This window comes from Neorhizobium sp. DAR64860/K0K1 (assembly GCF_050500205.1).
Classification (GTDB): Bacteria; Pseudomonadota; Alphaproteobacteria; order Rhizobiales; family Rhizobiaceae; genus Neorhizobium; species Neorhizobium soli.
The window spans coordinates 2092623-2111197 of sequence record NZ_CP191459.1 but is presented as its reverse complement, the minus strand read 5'-3'; the positions used below and the strand labels follow the sequence as shown (position 1 = coordinate 2111197).

Sequence of the window (18575 nt, the reverse complement as noted above, 5' to 3'; positions counted from 1 at the left end):
TTCGGTTGAACAGGCATGCCTTATGTTGGTGTTGGCTTCGAGGGGGCTCGAACATGGCAGTGGCAGATCAAGGCGCGAACAATCATGCGGACGGTGGGGCCAATAACGCGCTGGCGCCCGAGAACAATTTTCCGGAAAAATACTTTGTTGCCGGCGTGGCCGTCGGGCTCTTTCTCGTGCTGCTGGGTACTGCGATCCTTCTCTTGGGACGCAGCCAGACCGCCTCCTCGCTGACCATCTGCGTCGGTTTCGGGCTGGTGCTTGCGGCGTTCGGTGCAAAGGTTGCAGGGAACTGGGCCGGCTGGTCGGTGACCGGGGCCGGCGCCATGGCAGTCGTTCTGTTTCTGATGCTCCAGCAATTTACGCCGCCTGGCACGCCGGCGCTGTTTAAAGGCGAGATCAGCGGCGACTTCTCGCATGTCGCCGATATCCGCATAATCGATGACGAGCCGCTCTACATCTACAAGGATGCCATGGTCCGACGGATCAAGTTTCTTGGCCTCGGTACATCGCTGCAAAGCACGCAGATGCGGATGCAGGTCGATACAATCGAAAAGGAAGCTGGCAAAGAGTATTTCGAGCTTATCGGCGATGCCCAGAAAATCCGGGCAATTTTCGCCGAAGGCCGGCCGGTCCAGTGGCGCTTCGACTACAATGCGCGGCAGGTCAAGAACGGCTCGCTGGTTCTCCTGTCCGAACTGGATACGCTTTCACCTGGGCCGACAGCGGAGGTTAGCGGCAGCACGACGGGTGCATGGTGGGATCTGAGCGCGTTCGCTCAGGCGGCGGTTCGGCCGGAAGCATCGGTCGACCAAATTCAGAAGGCGCTTGCCGGCCTGCGGAACGACGATACGTTCCTGAGGCGCAATTCCCGCGACTTTCTGGTCTCTGCCGGAGTTGTCGCAGTGCCCATGATGCTGTCTGCGCTGCACGCATCGCCGGACGATTACCGCGTCAAGCTCGGCGTGGTCTATGCCCTGGCAGAAATGATCCGCTCCGACCCCAATCTGGCGTCGTCTCTGTCGCAAAAGCTGGCCGCTGAGGATTTTCCGTTGCTGATCCAGGCGGCCGCAGATCCGGACAAGACCATTCGCTACCAGGCAGCCGATTTTCTTTACCGCCTGCAGGATCCGCGGGCCGTGGAGCTGAGCGTAAACGCTGCCAAGGATACGACAGATCAGGGTGTGGCCAATAACCAGATCCTGATCCTGCGGCAGTCGGGGAGCAATCTCTCCTCGTCGCAAAAGAGCGACATCGTCCGTCAGCTCAATGATCCTTCGACGAATTTGAACAGAAGCTTGAAAGCGCCATCATCGCTTAACGACGTCCTGAAATGGTAGTCCTGGCGATACCTGAGCTTTAATACGTCCAGGTTCGCGGTGTCATGCAGGCGAAAAGGGTACCTGCCGATGCAAATACCCTTTTCAGTTTCGTCGTGGTGATGTCCGGGCTCTAGAGGCCTGCCGATCACCACCTCACTGCTTTACTTCGCGTTGAGGAACTCGGCGGCTTCGATCAGGCTGAACTCGTTGTCGTCAGCCTTGTTGACGGCGCGACCGGCCGAGAAGGGCAGGTTGTTGTCATTGCCGATGATCAGGTGTGTCGCGTCGATCTGGTCGACATTCTCGATCGTCACGAACGGCATGTCGTAGACACCGTCCTTCGAGCCAGACTTCTTCTTGCTGTCGGGGTCCTTGATGTTCAGAAGGTCGATATAGCCGATCTTGCGGACGGCCGCGCCGACATTGGCGTCGGTCATCTCGATCTTGTAGACGCGCTTCAGTTCGGCCGGCGCATCAAAGCAATCCGGTTTCGGCTGCTTCGGATCGGCGCAGGCCTTGTCCTTGGTGCCGGCGCCGTTGTCGCGTTCGATGACGAGCGCGGTGGTTGCGTCCAGCATGTTGAAATCGCCGATCGCGACACCCTTTTCCGAAAGCGGATAGAGCCAGGAACGGCCGGTCCAGCTTTTCGAAGCGATGTCGAATTCGATGACGCGCAGCGCAGTGCGGCCATCGGCCTGTTCGACCTTGCCGTCGTCGAGGAAGACCGGGCCTTCCAGCAGGCCGTAGAGCTTCTGCCCATCCTTCGACATTGCCATACCTTCATAGCCACCCGAACGCTTCAGGTTGAAGACAGGCATCTTGGCGGCGGGGTTGGCCGGCATCGAAAGGGTCGGGTTGTCAGGCGAGGTGACCTTCTTGCCGTCGACGGTGGTGGCAACGACGTCGGTCAACTGGCCGAGCATGTCGACCTTGATGAGGTAAGGCCCGAATTCCTCGCCGAGCCAGAAACCGTCCGCGACCGGCTGGATCGATTCGATATCGAAATCGGCGCCGGTCAGGTAGCGCTTGTCGCTGCCTTCCATGGCGATCGGGAAGGGGGCGATCTTGTTCGGGTCCGACAGGAAGATGTTCTTGACGACATCGACCTTGTTGGTCGCCCAGTCGAACTTCACCTGGTGCAGGAACAGCATCGCATCGGAGGAATTGGCCTTGGAGCCGAAACCGTTGTCGGAGAGCGTCCAGAACGTGCCGTCAGCCATCGCCTTGATCCCGGAAAAGCCCTGGATCGGCTGACCGTTGAACGGCAGCTTGACGTCGGTGACGCGAACACCGTCCTTGCCGTCGATCGATCCGAGCTTTTCCGTGCGCTTGCGGTCCGGCGTGGTGAACTTGCCCGATGTCTTGAGAAATTCAGGCGCATCGGTTGGAGCAGCAGTCACCGTATTGGCCGGCAGGATTGCCTGGCCCGCGAGCTTTGCCGGAAATTCGCGGTCGTCGGCCAATACCGTGCCGGCGAGGAGGGCACTTACGAAGACGGAGGCTAAAAAGGTCTTGGTCATCAAATCACCTGTTCGATTGAGAAGAACACGCGACGTCGATAGGCGGCACGCATGACGGTGAGGTGATGATCGCTTGACGCTTGGATGAACGTTTTACGTCTGTTTCTTGACGGTGCCAGAGCAGGTAGTTCGAGCGTCGCGGAGCCGGCCCGGAACGCTGCAAATAACTGGGATTTAAACGAACAGGGATCGCGCTCCGGAGCTCCGGTGGCCGATCCCTTGTATTATGAAAGACGGTGAGGACGAGCCTTACAGCTCGACCGCCTCGACCTTCTTGTTGACGAAGCGCAGCGCCACGCCGCCTTGGATCAGCTTGAGCGCCGTGTCGCCGAACAGTTCGCGACGCCAGCCGGAAAGGGCGGCCACTTCGGCCAACTCGCCTTCGGCAGCAATCTTTTCCAGATCGTCGGTATTGGCAAGCACCTTGGCGGCAACGCCCTGCTTGTCGGAAATGAGCTTCAGCAGAACCTTCAAGAGTTCGACGGCAGCGCCCGTGCCTTCCGGCAGGTGCACATGCTTCGGCGCATGCGGCATCTCGGTCTTCGGCAGCGCCAGCGCCGTATTGACAGCCTCGACAATCGCGGCCCCTGAGGACGAGCGCTCCCAGCCTTTCGGGACGGTGCGCAGACGTCCGAGCGCTTCGGTATCCTTGGGCTGCTGCTGAGCGATCTCGTAGATCGCGTCGTCCTTCAGCACGCGTGAGCGCGGCACGTTGCGGCTTCGCGCCTCGCGTTCGCGCCATGCGGCGACGAATTTCAGGATTGCCAACTCGCTTGGCTTCCTCAGCCGCGACTTCAGACGAAGCCAGGCATCGTCGGGATGCAGATCATAGGTCGACGCGCTCTCGAGAACCGCCATTTCCTCCGTCAGCCAGAGGGCACGGCCTTCACGTTCCAGTTGTTCTTTCAGAGACAGATAGACGTCGCGCAGATGGGTGACGTCAGCCAGCGCATAGTCGAGCTGCTTTTCGGAAAGCGGCCGGCGGCTCCAATCGGTAAAGCGCGACGACTTGTCGATCTGCACGCCCTTGATGCGGTTGACCAGCTGGTCGTAGGAGACGCTGTCGCCGAAGCCGCACACCATGGCGGCGACCTGCGTATCGAAGATCGGGTGCGGCACGAGATTGCCGAGATGATGGATGATCTCGATATCCTGGCGCGCGGCATGAAACACCTTGGTGACCGCCGTATTCGCCATCAGCTCGAAGAAGGGCTTGAGGTCGAGCCCTTTTGCCAGCGGATCGACGAGAACTTCGACTGTCGGGCTCGCCATCTGGATCAGGCAGAGTTCCGGCCAGAAGGTCGTCTCTCTCAAGAACTCCGTATCGATGGTGATGAAGTCTGACTGAGCCAGCTTTTCGCAGGCTTCCTGAAGGGCAATTGTTGTTTCGATCATCGTCTCATTCACGTGCAGGTGGTCAACCTTCCTTTCCCTTCCCGCCGCAGATGTCAAGACAAACGGCCAGCCTTTCCCGGCAGCGGGCGGCTATTTCCTGTTGTTGCCGTCAGCGTCCCTGTCCTTGTCGCTAGCCCGGTCCGCAGGGTCTGCAAGCCGGTTGAAATAGGCGGACGTGCGCAGAAGGGACCGAAATCGCGAGTTGCGCTGCTGCGGCGGCACCGGTGCCCGCACCTGCATCCGGCGCAGCGTGTAGATCGCGAACCCGGCGAAGATGAAGGACGTGTAGAGGAAGAATGCGCGCGGGCCGTAAAACTCCAGAAGGGCTGCGGCAAGCAGCGGTCCGAACGTGGCGCCGACCGACCAGAAGAACAGGAGGCCTGCCGCGATCACCGCGTGTTCGCCGGGCTTGGCGTGGTCGTTGCCATGCGCCGAGCAGAGCGAATAGAGCGGCATCGAAAAGGCGCCGAACAGGAAGACGCTGATGATATTGGCCGTCTCGTTGCTGCCCGCGCCGAACGACAGATAGGCGCCGGTGATGACGGACCCGATCGTCGTCCACAGGATGACGCGCCGCCGGTCGAGCTTGTCCGAATAGACGCCGAGCGGATATTGGAGCACCACGCCGCCGATGATGCCGGCACTCATGAAGGTCGCGATCGACGTGATGCTCATGCCGATCTCCTTGGCGTAGATCGGCCCGATATTGCGAAAGGCCGCCATCGACAGGCCGACCGCCACGACGCCCACCACAGCGAGCGGCGAAATGCGCCATACGGTTCTCAGATCAAAGGAAATCGAGGCCGGTGGCGTCGGCCCCGACTTGTCGGCGATGGATATCGGCACAAGCGACAGGGTGAGCGCGATGGCGATGATGTTGAAGATTACAGGTCCGTCGATGCCGAAGGTCGGGATCAGGTATTGCGCGATCGTGACCGAGCCGAGATCGACGAAACGGTAGATCGACAGCGTCCGCGCGCGGTTCTCGTTGGTCACTTGCGAGTTGATCCAGCTCTCGACGGTGGCAAACAGGCTGGCGATGGTGATGCCGATCAGGAAGCGCATGGCGAACCAGAAGACGGGATCGATGACCATCGATAGGGCGATCGAGGCGGACGCAGCGATCGCCGCCATGGCCGCAAAGGTGCGGATATGGCCGATCGAGCGCAGCAGCCGCGCCACATAGATGCAGCCGATCGCAAAGCCGACACTGTAGCCGGCACCGATCAAGCCGATGACCGACGGCGAAAAACCCTCGGCCGAACCGCGCAGCGCGATATAGGTGCCCTGGAGCCCGTTGCCGCCGATCAGGATCCCTGCGGTGATCAGAAGCGGTATCAGCGGGCGGATGTGGTTCATCGGATGCTTTCGGGCATGGTCGGCAGGCGCAGAGACTCAGCCAGCGCGCTGGCCGTATCGACCCATTCTGGTTATGACATCCTCCTATGCAACTCTAGCCGTAAAAGCGGGGGAAAGGGCTCGAGCGCCGCGGGAGACTGTGACAAGTCTTGACAAAGCAGGCCCACCATGCGCTTTTCCGGCCGATTTTCATGGGTTCGTACGGCTGTGCTTCGCGCGCCGATGAAGCCGCTTTCAGCATCAGTCCAGGATAAAAGACAATGCATCGTTACCGCAGCCACACCTGTGCAGCCCTCCGCAAGTCGGACGTCGGCTCCAATGTCCGTATCTCCGGCTGGGTTCATCGCGTCCGTGACCATGGCGGCGTTCTGTTCATCGACCTTCGCGACCATTATGGCATGACCCAGGTCGTTGCCGACCCGGACAGCCCGGCCTTCAAGTCGGCCGAAGTCGTGCGTGGCGAATGGGTCATCCGCATCGACGGCACCGTCAAGGCGCGTTCCGACGAGACCGTCAACAAGACGATGGCGACTGGCGAGATCGAACTCTACGCCCAGGAGATCGAAGTTCTCTCCGCTGCCAAGGAACTGCCGCTGCCGGTGTTCGGCGAGCCTGAATATCCGGAAGACGTGCGCCTCAAGTACCGCTTTCTCGATCTTCGCCGCGAAACGCTGCACAAGAACATCGTCAAGCGCACGCAGATCATTGCGGCCATGCGCCGCGAAATGGCTACCTGTGGCTTTACCGAATATTCGACGCCGATCCTGACCGCATCGTCGCCCGAAGGCGCGCGCGACTTCCTGGTTCCAAGCCGTATCCATCCCGGCAAGTTCTTCGCGCTGCCGCAGGCGCCGCAGCAGTACAAGCAGCTGATGATGGTGGCGGGCTTTGACCGCTACTTCCAGATCGCACCGTGTTTCCGCGACGAAGACCCGCGTGCCGACCGCCTGCCAGGCGAATTCTACCAGCTCGACCTGGAAATGAGCTTCGTTACCCAGGAAGAAGTCTGGGAGACGATGGAGCCGGTCATGCGCGGCATCTTCGAAGAGTTTGCCGAAGGCAAGCCGGTTACCAAGGAGTTTCCGCGGATCCCTTACGACGTCGCGCTGCGCAAATACGGCTCCGACAAGCCGGACCTGCGCAACCCGATCGAGATGGAAGCCGTCACCGAGCATTTCGCCGGCTCCGGCTTCAAAGTGTTCGCAAACATGATCGCGTCGAACCCGAAGGTCGAAGTCTGGGCGATCCCGGCGAAGACTGGTGGTTCGAGAGCGTTCTGCGACCGTATGAACGCCTGGGCGCAGGGCCAGGGCCAGCCGGGTCTCGGCTACATCTTCTGGAAGGAAGAAGACGGCAAGATCGCGGGCTCCGGTCCGCTCGCCAAGAACATCGGCGAGGAGCGCACCGAAGCCGTTCGCACCCAGCTTGGCCTCGAGGCGGGCGATGCCTGCTTCTTCGTCGCTGGCGATCCGGACAAGTTCTACAAGTTTGCCGGCGAAGCCCGTAACCGCGCTGCCGACGAACTGAACCTTTCCGACAAGAACCAGTTCGCCCTGTGCTGGATCGTCGACTTCCCGTTCTTCGAATACAACGAGGAAGACAAGAAGATCGACTTCGCCCACAACCCGTTCTCGATGCCGCAGGGCGGTCTCGACGCGCTGGAAAACCAGGATCCGCTGACGATCAAGGCCTACCAGTACGACATGGTTTGCAACGGCTTCGAAATCGCCTCTGGCTCGATCCGTAACCAGCTGCCGGAAGTCATGGTCAAGGCGTTCGAAATGGTCGGCCTTTCGCAGCAGGACGTGGAAGATCGCTTCGGCGGCCTCTACCGCGCATTCCAGTACGGCGCACCGCCGCATGGCGGCATGGCAGCCGGCGTCGACCGCGTCGTCATGCTTCTGACCGGTGCCAAGAACCTGCGCGAGATCACGCTGTTCCCGATGAACCAGCAGGCCCAGGATCTCCTGATGGGAGCGCCTTCGGAAGCGAGCCCGGCGCAGCTGCGCGAACTGGCGATCCGCCCGATTCCGCCGGTCAAGAAGGACTGATCTTCGGTTCTATTTCTGTGACGAGATTGGAAAGCCCGGCGCTCGAAAGACGCCGGGCTTTCCCGTTTCAGCAGGGCAGGGCTTGGTTGCAGTGCAGCGATCAGACCTTGGTCGGACGGAACCATCGCCGCGTACTTCGAGTTGTAGAGGCAGAATAAACAAATGGAGTAAGACTATGCGCAAGATCGTACTGACCGCTTCGGCGGCATTCATGGCGCTTTCGAGTGCAGCCTTCGCCCAGACGACGATCATCACGCAGGAACCAGCAATGGCACCCGCAACGGTTGTCATGCCAGGCGAAGTCCGCACCTACGTGATGGAGCAGCCGGTTGAATCCGTGCCGTACGAAGGCGACGTTCTGGTCGGCCGCGTGCTGCCGGAAGCCGTCCAGGTTCGTCCTGTGCAGGGATATGACTCCTACGGTTACACCGTCGTGAACGATCGCCGCGTCATCGTCGACCCGCAGACGCGCACCGTTATTCAGGTCCTGGAATAGGACCTGTCTGATTTCGGTTAGTATTTGAGAGACCGGGGCTGCCACCGCAGCTCCGGTCTTTTTGCGTCGGAGCTTTTAGTCCGTATCACTTCGGGGCCGCTACCGTCACCGTCTCGCAGATATTCCCGTACCACGCTTGGCATCTGCAATTCTCTCCGCTATAGGTCGCCCATCACAAGGACTCAGGTGAAACTCCCGAGTGGCTCTTCCGGCCGCCGATCCGCCGGACAACGCAAAGCATCAGCCGTCTTTCTCACCCTGGAGGATACCTCCCGGCGGATGCGCTTTATTTGCGAAGTTTCCAATACATGACACAGTCAATTTCCGCCTATCGGCGCGAATGGTTCTCGAACATTCGCGGCGATCTCCTTGCCGGCATCGTCGTTGCGCTCGCGCTCATCCCCGAAGCTGTCGGTTTTTCCATCATTGCCGGCGTTGATCCAAAGGTCGGCCTGTTCGCCTCGGTCGCCATTGCCTGCACCACCGCGATCACCGGTGGCCGCCCGGCCATGATTTCGGCCGCCACGGCTGCCACTGCGGTGCTGATGGGGCCCCTGGTGCGCGATCACGGCATCCAGTACCTGTTTGCCGCAACCATCCTGATGGGCATCCTGCAGATCTTCGCCGGCATGCTGAAACTCGGTCGCTTGATGCGGTTCGTGTCGAAATCGGTCATGACCGGCTTCGTCAACTCACTGGCGATCCTGATTTTTTTGGCTCAGCTTCCGCAGCTCATCAACGTTCCCGAAGTAACCTACCTGCTCATCGCATTGGCGCTCGGCATCATCTATCTGTTTCCCTATGTAACAAAAGCCATTCCGTCACCCCTTGTGGCGATCGCTGCCGTTACCATTCTGGCGCTCTCCTTCGGCATAGAGGTTCCGACCGTTGCCGATCTCGGCGCGATGCCGACGGCGCTTCCGGACTTCCTGTTGCCCGATGTGCCACTGACCCTCGAGACGCTGCGGATCATCTTTCCGTATTCGCTGGCACTCGCAGCCGTCGGTCTTCTGGAATCGCTGCTGACCGCACAGATCGTCGACGAAATGACAGACACGACCAGCAGCAAGACAAAAGAATGTTTCGGTCAGGGCAGCGGCAACATCGTTGCAGCCCTGTTCGGCGGCATGGGCGGCTGCGCCATGATCGGCCAATCGGTGATCAACGTCACGTCAGGCGGGCGAGGCCGGCTTTCGACCTTTGCCTCCGGCATATACCTGCTGATCCTGCTTCTGGTGCTGGATGATATCCTGCGCATTGTGCCGGTTGCAGCACTCGTGGCCGTCATGATCATGGTGGCGATCGGCACGTTCTCTTGGAAGTCGGTCATCGATCTCAAGCGGCATCCCGGTACATCCTCTATCGTCATGCTCTCGACCGTCGCGGTTGTTCTGGCAACGCACGATCTGTCGAAGGGCGTCATCGTCGGCGTGCTTCTGTCGGGTGTGTTCTTTGCGGGCAAGGTGGCCAGGATGGTGCGCGTGTCCTCCAGCCTTTCCGAAGAAGGCAAGGCAAGAACCTATGCGGTTGAAGGACAGGTCTTCTTCGCCTCGGCAGACGCTCTCGTTGACGCCTTCGATTTCGCCGAAAGCCTGGAACGCGTCACGATCGACGTTCGCCGTGCGCACCTCTGGGATATCTCGGCCGTCGGCGCACTCGACCGTGCAGTGATGAAATTCCGTAGCCGCGGCATCGCCGTCGAGGTGATCGGTGCCAACGAGGCAAGCGCCTCGATGATCGACCGGTTCGCGCTGCACGACAAGGAACACGCAGCCCTTTCGGCAACCCCCGGACACTGAAGCGGCGCACCTATACTGAACAAAACAAAGCCCCGGCAATCGCTTGCCGGGGCTTTTTCATTCATCCCCTAGAGGGAAGCGATCAGTCGTTCGCGGAGACCTTGACGCCCAGCACGTTCGGCAGCGTGTTCGGTGCGCCCATTGCCGCGCCCATGATCATCGGGAACGGAACAGGGTTTGCCGGCTCTGCTGTGATCGTCAGGTTCTCGGGCTTGTCGAGATAGGTGTTGACGGCCTGGCTCAGCATGTTCTGCAGTTCCGGAATGTTGTACTGCGAAAGCACGATCGGCGTCATCGCCTTGATCATCTGTGCCATCTGCGGGCCGTTCGAACCCTGCTTCTTGCCGGCATAATCCAGCGCCTTCGCCGTCACGCCGTCATCCTCGAAGCGGATCTGGGCGGCGTTGAACGTGAGCCGCTGCATCAGGCCGAGCATGGCAAGGTTTGCCGCCTGCTGCGCTTCCTGCTTGTTCGGGTTGGCTTCCAGCGCCTTTGCGGTTTCCTGCGCGGACTTCAGGAAGTCGATCGTATAGCCGGAAAAGCTGAAGGACAGGTCGAGGCGGCCAACCTTGTCGAAGTCGATCGCATATTCCTCGACGGCGACAGTACCGTCGTTCTGCGTCCATGTGCCGTTGAGGTTGATGCTGCCATCCAGAGTGTTGACGCCAAGCGCCTGGATTGCCTCGCGCGACTGCGGATCGTCGATGATGCTGAGATCCGCCTTGATTTCGTTCAGCGCCATATCGAAGTCGATACCGGAATTGTCGTCGGCAACCTCCGTCGTGACGCTGCTCGGGCCGACTGTGAGAACGGTCTTGCCGCCGACTGCGACGGTCGTGGCGCCGGTCTTGGCTTCCTCGTAGAGCAGGAGCGACTCGATTGTGTTTTTCGTGGCGTCCGCCGGTACCGTGACGCCGCTCATCGTGATGTCGGACGCGCTGATCGTGGTGGCTTCATGCGAAACGTTGATGTTAGGGAAGGTCACCTTGTCGATCGTGTAGCCACCCTCGGCTTCTTCGACGCCATCCATCGTCACAGTGCCGATCGGCATCTTCTGCGGAGCCCCTGAGGGATTGTAGGTTGCGCCTGTCAGCGTCACCTTCGACCCGTCGACGGCAACCGACTGGGCTTCGAGCGCGCCGCCCTGGATGACGAGCGCGGCGTTGATCTTCTTCAGAAGATCGTTGCCATCGAGAGCCAAGGCCGGCCCGGCAAACACCGACAGCGCTGTGGCGGCGGCAAGCAGGCGCGCCGTGGTGGAAAAGTGGGTCATAGGTCCTCCTGGCGGGCGGCACGGCCCGGGATCAATTACAGTCTGGCTGAGGCAAGAGTTAAGGCGGACGGTGCAAAACGTCCATGCCGTAGTGTCCATTCGCTTCGGCATAATTGCGGCAGCGTAAATGTTTGTCGCCAAACAGTGAAAACTTGTGTCATCGGCCCGATCATCCACAGGGCGTTTGGATAGGTTTCTTGCCGGGAATCAGGGATTTCTATAGTCAAGTGCCATGGGAAAAATTGTAACTCCACCTGGCGACGGCTCGGGAGACGGCGGCGGCGACCACATTCAGGCGGTTGACCTGAAGGCAGCGCTCGAAGAGCGCTATCTTGCCTACGCTCTTTCCACGATCATGCACCGTGCTCTGCCTGATGTGCGCGACGGTCTGAAACCCGTCCATCGCCGTATCGTCTACGCGATGAACGAGATGGGCCTTCGTCCCAACTCGGCCTTCCGCAAATGCGCGAAGATCGTCGGTGAAGTGATGGGTAATTACCATCCGCACGGCGACCAATCGATCTACGATGCGCTTGCCCGTCTCGCGCAGGATTTCTCGCAGCGCTATCCGCTGGTCAACGGCCAGGGCAATTTCGGCAATATCGACGGCGATAGCCCCGCCGCGATGCGTTACACCGAATCGAAGATGACTGCCGTTGCCGAACTGCTGCTGCAGGGAATCGGCGAGGATGCGGTCGACTTTCGCGATACCTATGACGAGAGCAACTCCGAACCGACGGTTCTGCCCGGTGCCTTCCCGAACCTGCTGGCCAACGGCGCCTCCGGGATCGCGGTCGGCATGGCGACGTCGATCCCGTCGCACAATGCCCATGAAGTCTGCGACGCGGCGCTGCATCTCATCGCCCATCCGGATGCCAGCGTCGAAAAGCTGCTCGAGTTCATGCCGGGTCCGGATCTTCCGACCGGCGGCATCATCATCGATAACCGCGAATCGATCCTCGAGAGCTACAAGACAGGTCGCGGCGGCTTCCGCGTCCGCGCCAAGTGGGAGATCGAGGATCTCGGCCGCGGCGGCTATCAGATCGTCGTCACCGAAATTCCCTACCAGGTACAGAAGTCGCGGCTGATCGAAAAGATCGCCGAACTGCTGATTGCCCGCAGGCTGCCGCTGCTCGACGACATCCGCGACGAATCCGCCGAAGACGTCCGCATCATCATCGTGCCGAAGAACCGCACGGTCGATGCGACGCTGTTGATGGAATCGATGTTCAAGCTGACCGAGCTTGAAAACCGCATTCCGCTCAACATGAACTTGCTCTCGATGGGGCGCGTGCCGCGGGTGATGGCGCTGAACGAGGTGCTGCTCGAATGGCTGGCGCATCGCAAGGACGTGCTCGTCCGCCGCTCCCGCTACCGTCTGGCAGCAATCGACCGGCGGCTCGAAATCCTCGACGGTCTTCTGATCGCCTACCTTAACCTCGACGAGGTGATCCGCATCATCCGCGAGGAGGACGAGCCGAAGCCTGTCATGGTGGCGCGCTGGTCGCTGACCGACCTGCAGGTGGAATCGATCCTCAACATGCGGCTGCGCAATTTGCGCAAGCTCGAAGAGTTCGAGATCCGCACCGAGCACGATAATCTGACCAAGGAAAAGGGCGAGATCGAAGCGCTTCTCGCCTCCGACGAACAGCAGTGGAAGACCGTCGCCTGGGAGATCCAGGAGGTCAAGAAACAGTATGCCAAGGCGACCGAGCTCGGCCGCCGCCGCACCCAGTTTGCCAATGCGCCGGAAGCCAATCTGGAAGCAATCCAACAGGCGATGATCGAAAAGGAACCGATCACCGTCGTGATTTCGCAGAAGGGCTGGATCCGCGCCTTGAAGGGGCACGTGACCGATACGTCGGGCCTCGTCTTCAAGGAAGGAGACGGTCCGAAGATCGCGTTCACGGCGCAGACGACCGACAAGCTGCTGCTGGTGACAACAGGCGGCAAGGCCTACACGCTCGGCGCCGACAAGCTGCCGGGCGGCCGCGGCCATGGCGAGCCGATCCGCATCATCGTCGACATGGAGAACGACCAGGACATCCTGACCGCCTTCGTCCACGACGCCAGCCGCAAGATGGTGATCGCCTCGACCGCCGGCTATGGCTTTGTCATTGCCGAAAGCGAGATGGTGGCCAATACCCGCAAGGGCAAGCAAGTCATGAACGTCTCGATGCCGGACGAGGCAAAGCTGGTCGTTCAGGTCAAGGGTGATCACGTCGCGATTGTCGGCGAGAACCGCAAGATGCTGGTCTTTCCGCTCGACCAGTTGCCGGAAATGACACGCGGCAAGGGCGTGCGCCTGCAGCGCTACAAGGACGGCGGCATCTCCGACATCAAGTGTTTCGCAATCGATGCCGGGCTTGCCTGGGAAGATAGCGCCGGACGCGCCTTCAACCGCAGCAAGGATGAGCTTCTCGAATGGATGGGTGACCGCGCCTCCGCCGGCCGCACCGTTCCGAAGGGCTTTCCGCGCAGCGGCAAATTCGCCGGCTGATCAGGTTTCGGATTGAGACGGTTCGCCTTGAGGGGCGAACCTGTTGTCAGGGGTAGGGGACCGTGTGATCGCGAAGGAACCGCGCCGCTCCGTCCTCGTCGATCTCGCCGGCTGCGACGGAGAGGACGAATTCGATGACGTCCGCCTGGCTTGCCTCGATCAGATAGCCGTTGATCAGGAGAAACGTGAAAGCGGCGAGGTATGCGATCCGCTTGTTGCCATCCGAAAACGGGTGGTTTTTTGCCAGCCCGTAAAGATGGGCAGCAGCCAGCGCGAAGATGTCATCCTCCCCGTCGGCATGCTTGTTCAACGGTCGAGCGAGAGCCGACTCCAGGGCGTTCTCATCTTTAAGACCGGGCAAGCCGCCGTGCTTGGCCACCTGTTCTCCGTGAATGATCTCGATCGCAGGCCGTGACAGCCATCTGATGGCGGTCATTTCGCCAGTTCTCTCAAGGCGACCTTGTACTTCTCCATCCCGAGGCGGGCGGCCTTGAGCTGTTCGGCAAGATCGGCCTGTACCGGGACGAGAGCGATAGCGCCATTCTCTTCCCGAACCTCGAGCGAATCCCCCGCGCGCAAGCCCATCCGCTCCAAAATTTCCTTCGGGATGATGATGCCTTCGGAATTGCCGATCTTGCGGATGGTAGTGTTCATGCGCGTATCCTCATGTTGCAACGTAAGTTATAACATGAGGATGGCCGATTTGCAATCCCGTCAGGAGAGGGGGCCGTCACACGTCTCGCGTGGGATCCGCGAGTTCCCATCCGCGGGCCGTCAGGTGTTCCTGAGGCTGGTAGCGGGTCTTGTAGCCCATCTTGGGCGAGCCCTTCACCCAGTAGCCGAGATAGACATGCGGCAGGCCGAGCGTCTTCGTGCGGTTGATATGGTCGAGGATCATGAAAGTGCCGAGAGAGCGCTTTTCGAGATCGGGGTTGAAGAAGGAATAGACCATCGACAGCCCGTCGCTCATCATGTCGGTCAGCGCCACGGCGAGCAATTCGCCCCTCGGCGTGCCAGCGATACCGTCTCCCGGCTCGCGGCGGCGGTATTCGATGACGCGGGTGTTGACGTGCGAATCCTCGACCATGATCGCGTAGTCGAGGGCGGACATGTCCGACATCCCGCCGCGCTGGTGACGGCTGTCGAGATACCGTCGGAACAGGGAGAACTGTTCGGTCGACGGCTGCGCTGGACCAAGGGTCGCAATGATGTCGCTGTTGGTCGCAAGAACGCGCCTCATGGATTTCGCCGGCTGGAAGTCGCCTGCAAGGATTCGCACGGAAACGCAGGCACGGCACGCTTCGCAGGCTGGCCGGTAGGCGATGTTCTGGGACCGTCGAAACCCGCCTTGGGTCAATAGGTCGTTCATCTCCGCCGCGCGAGGACCGACGAGATGCGTGAACACCTTGCGTTCCATTTCACCCGATAGATACGGACAAATCGCCGGTGCCGTCAGGTAGAACTGAGGTGATGGCGTTGTCTGTGTGTTCATGGAGGTGCAGCCCGGTCCGTCGTCTTGCTCGTGGCGCTACTGATCCTAGCATGGCGCATAACGCGGAAACGTCAACTGGCGCATTTGCCGGTTGACGCATCCCTGGATCACTGTTGCGGTCTTAGGACCTGCGGACGACGACGGTGCCGAGGAGGAGATCGTGAACCAGCCGCGAGCGCTCGATAAACAGGCCGGCCAGGAGCACCAGCGGCGTCAGTACCGAATTGATCACCCAGAACAGTACCGTGTGAACCATGGCAGTCAGGAAATCCATCCGGCGCCCGTCGACCCGTGTCATGGCAAGCCCCATGGCGCGCATGCCCGGAGATCCCTGGCTGGCGCCACCGAGCGTCAGGCCGAAATAGAGGAGGGCGACGATGAAGAACAACGCGGGATAGAGCATGAAGCCAAGCCCGAGCGTCAGAATTCCCAAGAAGAACACGATCACCGCTGCAGGGATGCACAGCAGAAGAACGAACAGGTAATCGATGACAAAGGCGAAGATCCGGCGTGACAGAACGCCGCTATAGGCGCGCCAATTGTCCGGTGCGGCATAGGTCGGGTTCGGTTCGAAGCTCATTCGCGTGGTTCTCCAGTTGTACCAAACCCGATATAAGAGGTGGCAAGCCCAACAGCAAGGTTTGCCACCATAGGCTTTAAACCCGGCCGAGTTTCTTCGCGGCCTCGATCGCAAAGTAGGTCAGGATGCCGTCGCAGCCGGCGCGCTTGAAGCAGAGCAGCGTCTCCATCATGATCCGGTCGCCGTCGATCCAGCCGTTCATCGCCGCCGCCTTGATCTGAGAATATTCGCCGGAGACCTGATAGGCGTAGGTCGGCAGGCCGAAGGCTTCCTTCACGCGCCAACAGATGTCGAGATAGGCGATGCCCGGCTTGACCATCAGCATGTCGGCGCCTTCTTCCACGTCGAGTGCCGCGTCGCGCATCGCTTCGGTGCCGTTGGCGGGCGAGATGTAATAGGCGTTCTTGTCGCCCTTCAGGAGTCCGCTCGTATTGATCGCCTCACGGTACGGACCGTAAAATCCCGAGGAGAACTTTGTCGCATAGGACATGATGCCGACATCCTGGTGACCGGCAGCGTCGAGCCCGCGGCGGATGGCGCCGATGCGACCGTCCATCATCTCGGACGGCGCGATGATGTCGGCCCCGGCATCCGCCTGCAGGACCGCCGCCTTGATCACCTGATCAACCGTCTCGTCGTTGACGATCATGCCCTCACGCAGGATGCCGTCATGGCCATGGCTGGTGAATGGATCGAGCGCCACGTCGGTGATGACGCCGATATTGGGCACCGCTTTCTTGGCCGCGATGGTGAACTGGTTGATGAGGTTGTTCGGATCGAGGATCGCTGATCCCGTCTCATCGCGCAGGTTCATCTCGATGTCGGGGAAGGGCGCAACAGCGGGAATGCCGAGATCTGCCGCTTCCCGTATGGCTTCCACCGCCTTGTCGACGCTCATCCGGTTGACCCCGGGCATCGACTTGATCGGATCGACGATGCCGGTGCCGGGCACGATGAAGATCGGCCAGATCAGGTCGTCCACGGTTAGCCGGTTTTCCTGCACCATGCGTCGCGTCCAGTCTGCCTTGCGGTTGCGCCGCATGCGGCGATGACCGGTGACGTGGTCGACGAGGTGGGTCTTGTCCATGACGGATACTCCGTTCTTATTGCTCGCTGCTGACGAGAGCGTTTCCTGGCTGGATTGAAAGGTTCTGCCGGAGCAGGCTTGTGTCAGGTCAAACGCTCTAACACGCGAGAAACTGTTTATGAATGGGGCTTACTGCGCATTGCTGCCATGCGGCATGCTGGCGGCTCGCGACGTCTCCCGATATGATCGCCGGCATGGAATCTGATTCACCCACGGTACCCAAGCGCACGCTGACGGAAATCCTGTTCGTCGTCTTCCTCAGGATTATCGCGGTTGCCTGCCTATGGTTCGGCATCCAGTACTGGGCGATGCTGGTCGGCTATTCGCTGCACGGCATGGCGCGCTTCGATCTTCTGGCGCCGCCATGGAAAGTGGCGGCGGCCTCGCTTGCCGTTCTGTTTCCGGTTGCCTCGCTCGGTTTGTGGCTCACCGTGTCCTGGGGCGCGGTGCTCTGGACTATCGCAGCGTTCTCGCAGGTGCTGATGTATCTCGTCTGGCCAGAAATCTTCGGACGGAACACTCTTGTGCCCATCCTGCACGGCCTCGTGGCCGCCATTTACGGCGTGTTTCGGCTCTCTTTATGGCTGGAAGAGCGGCGCAAGGCGGAGCGGGTAAGGATTGATTCACCTTGACCCTAAAGCTTTGGCGCCTTTATTTGGCCTGAAATTTCGACCTAACCCATTGATTTCAATAGGGCGGAAATAAGGGTGAGGGGGAGGCAGCTAGACTGCCGACGATTGGAAAAACTTCTGCAAGGATTTGTTAACCCTTTGTTTTAAGTCGAATTTTATGCGCTTTCGTTAGTGTCTGTCTCAAGGCGGGAATAAACAAACACACCGCCAAGCAAAACAGTGAGGCAGTCATGATGAACACGAAAATGAAGCCGCAGGCACCGGTCGCAGCAGACATCAACGAAGACCCGATCCGTTCGCTTTACATGGAATCGCTCCACCTGGTCGAGCGTCTTCACCGCCGCCTGCTCGACGTCATCAAGGACGAGTTCGACCGCCAGGGTCGCGACGACGTCAACGCCATCCAGGCACTTCTCCTCTTCAACATCGGCAACTCGGAACTCACTGCCGGTGAACTGCGCTCGCGCGGTTACTATCTCGGCTCCAACGTTTCCTACAACGTCAAGAAGCTGGTCGACCTCGGTTTCATCAACCACCAGCGTTCGCGCATCGACCGCCGCTCGGTCCGCATCAGCCTGACCAAGGAAGGCCAGGAAGTCGCAGAAACCGTCGCCAAGCTCTATGATCGCCACGTCGGCTCGATCGAAAAGGTCGGCGGCATCGGCGAGGGCGAGTTCTCGCAGATGAACAAGCTGCTGCAGCGCCTCGACCGTTTCTGGAACGACAGCATCGCTTACCGCATGTAATATCTGCCATCGCCGCGCCGCGCTCCTGAACCACCGGAGGCGCGACGGCGGCACGGCAAAGACAACTGTCGGCGCCTGCATTTCCTCCAGTCATGCAGTGGCACGACACACATATCGGGCGGAGCGTAGCAATACGCTCCGCCGATCCCGTTTCAGAGCTCCAGATGTCCTCTATCATGGTCGCCTGATGCAGGCTCTTTCAGAACACCGGAACGCAGCGTTCTCTCGCTCCACAGCGCACTCCCAACCTCCCGAAATGGCTTCGAGTTCGCGCCTGCCACATTTCCCGTTGAGTATCTCGAAGGAGGCCGAAAAGTCACGCT

At 60.2% G+C, this 18575-nt stretch carries 16 protein-coding genes and 1 other annotated feature; of the genes, 7 read left to right on the top strand and 9 right to left on the bottom strand.

The window, feature by feature from the left end:
• Positions 1-53 precede the first annotated feature (53 nt).
• Positions 54-1340: a HEAT repeat domain-containing protein gene (locus ACQY1J_RS14870; RefSeq protein WP_430250208.1), complete on the top strand. Its 1287-nt coding sequence runs from the start codon at positions 54-56 to the stop codon at positions 1338-1340.
• Positions 1341-1483: 143 nt separating this feature from the next.
• On the opposite strand, the gene ACQY1J_RS14865 is transcribed toward ACQY1J_RS14870, so the two are convergent.
• From ACQY1J_RS14865 to ACQY1J_RS14855, 3 genes are all read right to left on the bottom strand, one after another.
• Positions 1484-2842, bottom strand: coding sequence for an esterase-like activity of phytase family protein (locus tag ACQY1J_RS14865; protein ID WP_430250207.1), 1359 nt, complete (start codon positions 2840-2842; stop codon positions 1484-1486).
• Positions 2843-3091: 249 nt separating this feature from the next.
• Positions 3092-4237, bottom strand: a complete 1146-nt coding sequence (rnd, locus tag ACQY1J_RS14860) for a ribonuclease D (protein WP_062453294.1) — start codon at positions 4235-4237, stop codon at positions 3092-3094.
• Between the two features lie 90 nt (positions 4238-4327).
• Complete coding sequence (locus ACQY1J_RS14855; protein ID WP_430250206.1) at positions 4328-5596, bottom strand: MFS transporter; 1269 nt, start codon at positions 5594-5596, stop codon at positions 4328-4330.
• Positions 5597-5856: 260 nt separating this feature from the next.
• Between ACQY1J_RS14855 and aspS the strand changes: the two genes are divergently transcribed.
• From aspS to ACQY1J_RS14840, 3 genes are all read left to right on the top strand, one after another.
• Positions 5857-7647, top strand: coding sequence for an aspartate--tRNA ligase (gene aspS, locus ACQY1J_RS14850; RefSeq protein WP_092661931.1), 1791 nt, complete (start codon positions 5857-5859; stop codon positions 7645-7647).
• A 175-nt stretch (positions 7648-7822) separates the two neighbouring features.
• Positions 7823-8143 (top strand): DUF1236 domain-containing protein, encoded by a 321-nt coding sequence (locus ACQY1J_RS14845; RefSeq protein WP_062579936.1) that lies wholly within the window; start codon positions 7823-7825, stop codon positions 8141-8143.
• A gap of 175 nt (positions 8144-8318) precedes the next feature.
• Positions 8319-8376: a sequence feature (sul1 is cis-regulatory element that is thought to sense ions involved in sulfur or methionine metabolism; They are found in Alphaproteobacteria), on the top strand.
• Between the two features lie 75 nt (positions 8377-8451).
• Positions 8452-9942 carry a SulP family inorganic anion transporter gene (locus tag ACQY1J_RS14840; protein ID WP_430250205.1) on the top strand — a complete coding sequence of 497 codons (1491 nt, stop codon included), beginning with the start codon at positions 8452-8454 and terminating at the stop codon, positions 9940-9942.
• Between the two features lie 82 nt (positions 9943-10024).
• On the opposite strand, the gene ACQY1J_RS14835 is transcribed toward ACQY1J_RS14840, so the two are convergent.
• On the bottom strand, positions 10025-11215 hold the full coding sequence (locus tag ACQY1J_RS14835; protein ID WP_062453289.1) for a hypothetical protein: 1191 nt from the start codon (positions 11213-11215) through the stop codon (positions 10025-10027).
• 232 nt (positions 11216-11447) lie between these two features.
• Between ACQY1J_RS14835 and parC the strand changes: the two genes are divergently transcribed.
• Complete coding sequence (parC, locus tag ACQY1J_RS14830) at positions 11448-13715, top strand: DNA topoisomerase IV subunit A (protein ID WP_430250204.1); 2268 nt, start codon at positions 11448-11450, stop codon at positions 13713-13715.
• A gap of 46 nt (positions 13716-13761) precedes the next feature.
• On the opposite strand, the gene ACQY1J_RS14825 is transcribed toward parC, so the two are convergent.
• The 5 genes from ACQY1J_RS14825 to hemB all read right to left on the bottom strand — a co-directional run bounded on the left by ACQY1J_RS14825 (position 13762) and on the right by hemB (position 16874).
• Positions 13762-14151: a type II toxin-antitoxin system death-on-curing family toxin gene (locus ACQY1J_RS14825; RefSeq protein ID WP_430250203.1), complete on the bottom strand. Its 390-nt coding sequence runs from the start codon at positions 14149-14151 to the stop codon at positions 13762-13764.
• A complete protein-coding gene (locus ACQY1J_RS14820; RefSeq protein WP_113167300.1) occupies positions 14148-14369 on the bottom strand; it encodes an AbrB/MazE/SpoVT family DNA-binding domain-containing protein in 222 nt (73 codons plus the stop codon). The genes ACQY1J_RS14825 and ACQY1J_RS14820 overlap by 4 nt, the downstream gene beginning before the upstream one ends.
• A gap of 76 nt (positions 14370-14445) precedes the next feature.
• Complete coding sequence (locus tag ACQY1J_RS14815) at positions 14446-15207, bottom strand: arginyltransferase (protein WP_113167299.1); 762 nt, start codon at positions 15205-15207, stop codon at positions 14446-14448.
• A gap of 121 nt (positions 15208-15328) precedes the next feature.
• On the bottom strand, positions 15329-15787 hold the full coding sequence (locus tag ACQY1J_RS14810; protein WP_062453284.1) for an RDD family protein: 459 nt from the start codon (positions 15785-15787) through the stop codon (positions 15329-15331).
• Between the two features lie 76 nt (positions 15788-15863).
• Positions 15864-16874 (bottom strand): porphobilinogen synthase, encoded by a 1011-nt coding sequence (gene hemB, locus ACQY1J_RS14805; RefSeq protein WP_092661939.1) that lies wholly within the window; start codon positions 16872-16874, stop codon positions 15864-15866.
• Between the two features lie 194 nt (positions 16875-17068).
• Between hemB and ACQY1J_RS14800 the strand changes: the two genes are divergently transcribed.
• Both ACQY1J_RS14800 and ldtR read left to right on the top strand, forming a co-directional pair.
• Positions 17069-17506, top strand: a complete 438-nt coding sequence (locus ACQY1J_RS14800; RefSeq protein WP_062454738.1) for a DUF6163 family protein — start codon at positions 17069-17071, stop codon at positions 17504-17506.
• Positions 17507-17739: 233 nt separating this feature from the next.
• Positions 17740-18252, top strand: a complete 513-nt coding sequence (gene ldtR, locus ACQY1J_RS14795) for a transcriptional regulator LdtR (protein WP_062454736.1) — start codon at positions 17740-17742, stop codon at positions 18250-18252.
• The last annotated feature ends 323 nt before the right edge of the window (positions 18253-18575 follow it).

Coding starts and splice junctions, on each gene's coding strand:
- ACQY1J_RS14820 (WP_113167300.1), bottom strand. CDS start 14,369: ATGAACACTACCATCCGCAAGATCGGCAATTCCGAAGGCATCATCATC.
- ACQY1J_RS14845 (WP_062579936.1), top strand. CDS start 7,823: ATGCGCAAGATCGTACTGACCGCTTCGGCGGCATTCATGGCGCTTTCG.
- ACQY1J_RS14825 (WP_430250203.1), bottom strand. CDS start 14,151: ATGACCGCCATCAGATGGCTGTCACGGCCTGCGATCGAGATCATTCAC.
- ACQY1J_RS14810 (WP_062453284.1), bottom strand. CDS start 15,787: ATGAGCTTCGAACCGAACCCGACCTATGCCGCACCGGACAATTGGCGC.
- ldtR (WP_062454736.1), top strand. CDS start 17,740: ATGAACACGAAAATGAAGCCGCAGGCACCGGTCGCAGCAGACATCAAC.
- ACQY1J_RS14855 (WP_430250206.1), bottom strand. CDS start 5,596: ATGAACCACATCCGCCCGCTGATACCGCTTCTGATCACCGCAGGGATC.
- ACQY1J_RS14870 (WP_430250208.1), top strand. CDS start 54: ATGGCAGTGGCAGATCAAGGCGCGAACAATCATGCGGACGGTGGGGCC.
- ACQY1J_RS14835 (WP_062453289.1), bottom strand. CDS start 11,215: ATGACCCACTTTTCCACCACGGCGCGCCTGCTTGCCGCCGCCACAGCG.
- parC (WP_430250204.1), top strand. CDS start 11,448: ATGGGAAAAATTGTAACTCCACCTGGCGACGGCTCGGGAGACGGCGGC.
- aspS (WP_092661931.1), top strand. CDS start 5,857: ATGCATCGTTACCGCAGCCACACCTGTGCAGCCCTCCGCAAGTCGGAC.
- ACQY1J_RS14815 (WP_113167299.1), bottom strand. CDS start 15,207: ATGAACACACAGACAACGCCATCACCTCAGTTCTACCTGACGGCACCG.
- ACQY1J_RS14800 (WP_062454738.1), top strand. CDS start 17,069: ATGGAATCTGATTCACCCACGGTACCCAAGCGCACGCTGACGGAAATC.
- ACQY1J_RS14840 (WP_430250205.1), top strand. CDS start 8,452: ATGACACAGTCAATTTCCGCCTATCGGCGCGAATGGTTCTCGAACATT.
- hemB (WP_092661939.1), bottom strand. CDS start 16,874: ATGGACAAGACCCACCTCGTCGACCACGTCACCGGTCATCGCCGCATG.
- rnd (WP_062453294.1), bottom strand. CDS start 4,237: ATGATCGAAACAACAATTGCCCTTCAGGAAGCCTGCGAAAAGCTGGCT.
- ACQY1J_RS14865 (WP_430250207.1), bottom strand. CDS start 2,842: ATGACCAAGACCTTTTTAGCCTCCGTCTTCGTAAGTGCCCTCCTCGCC.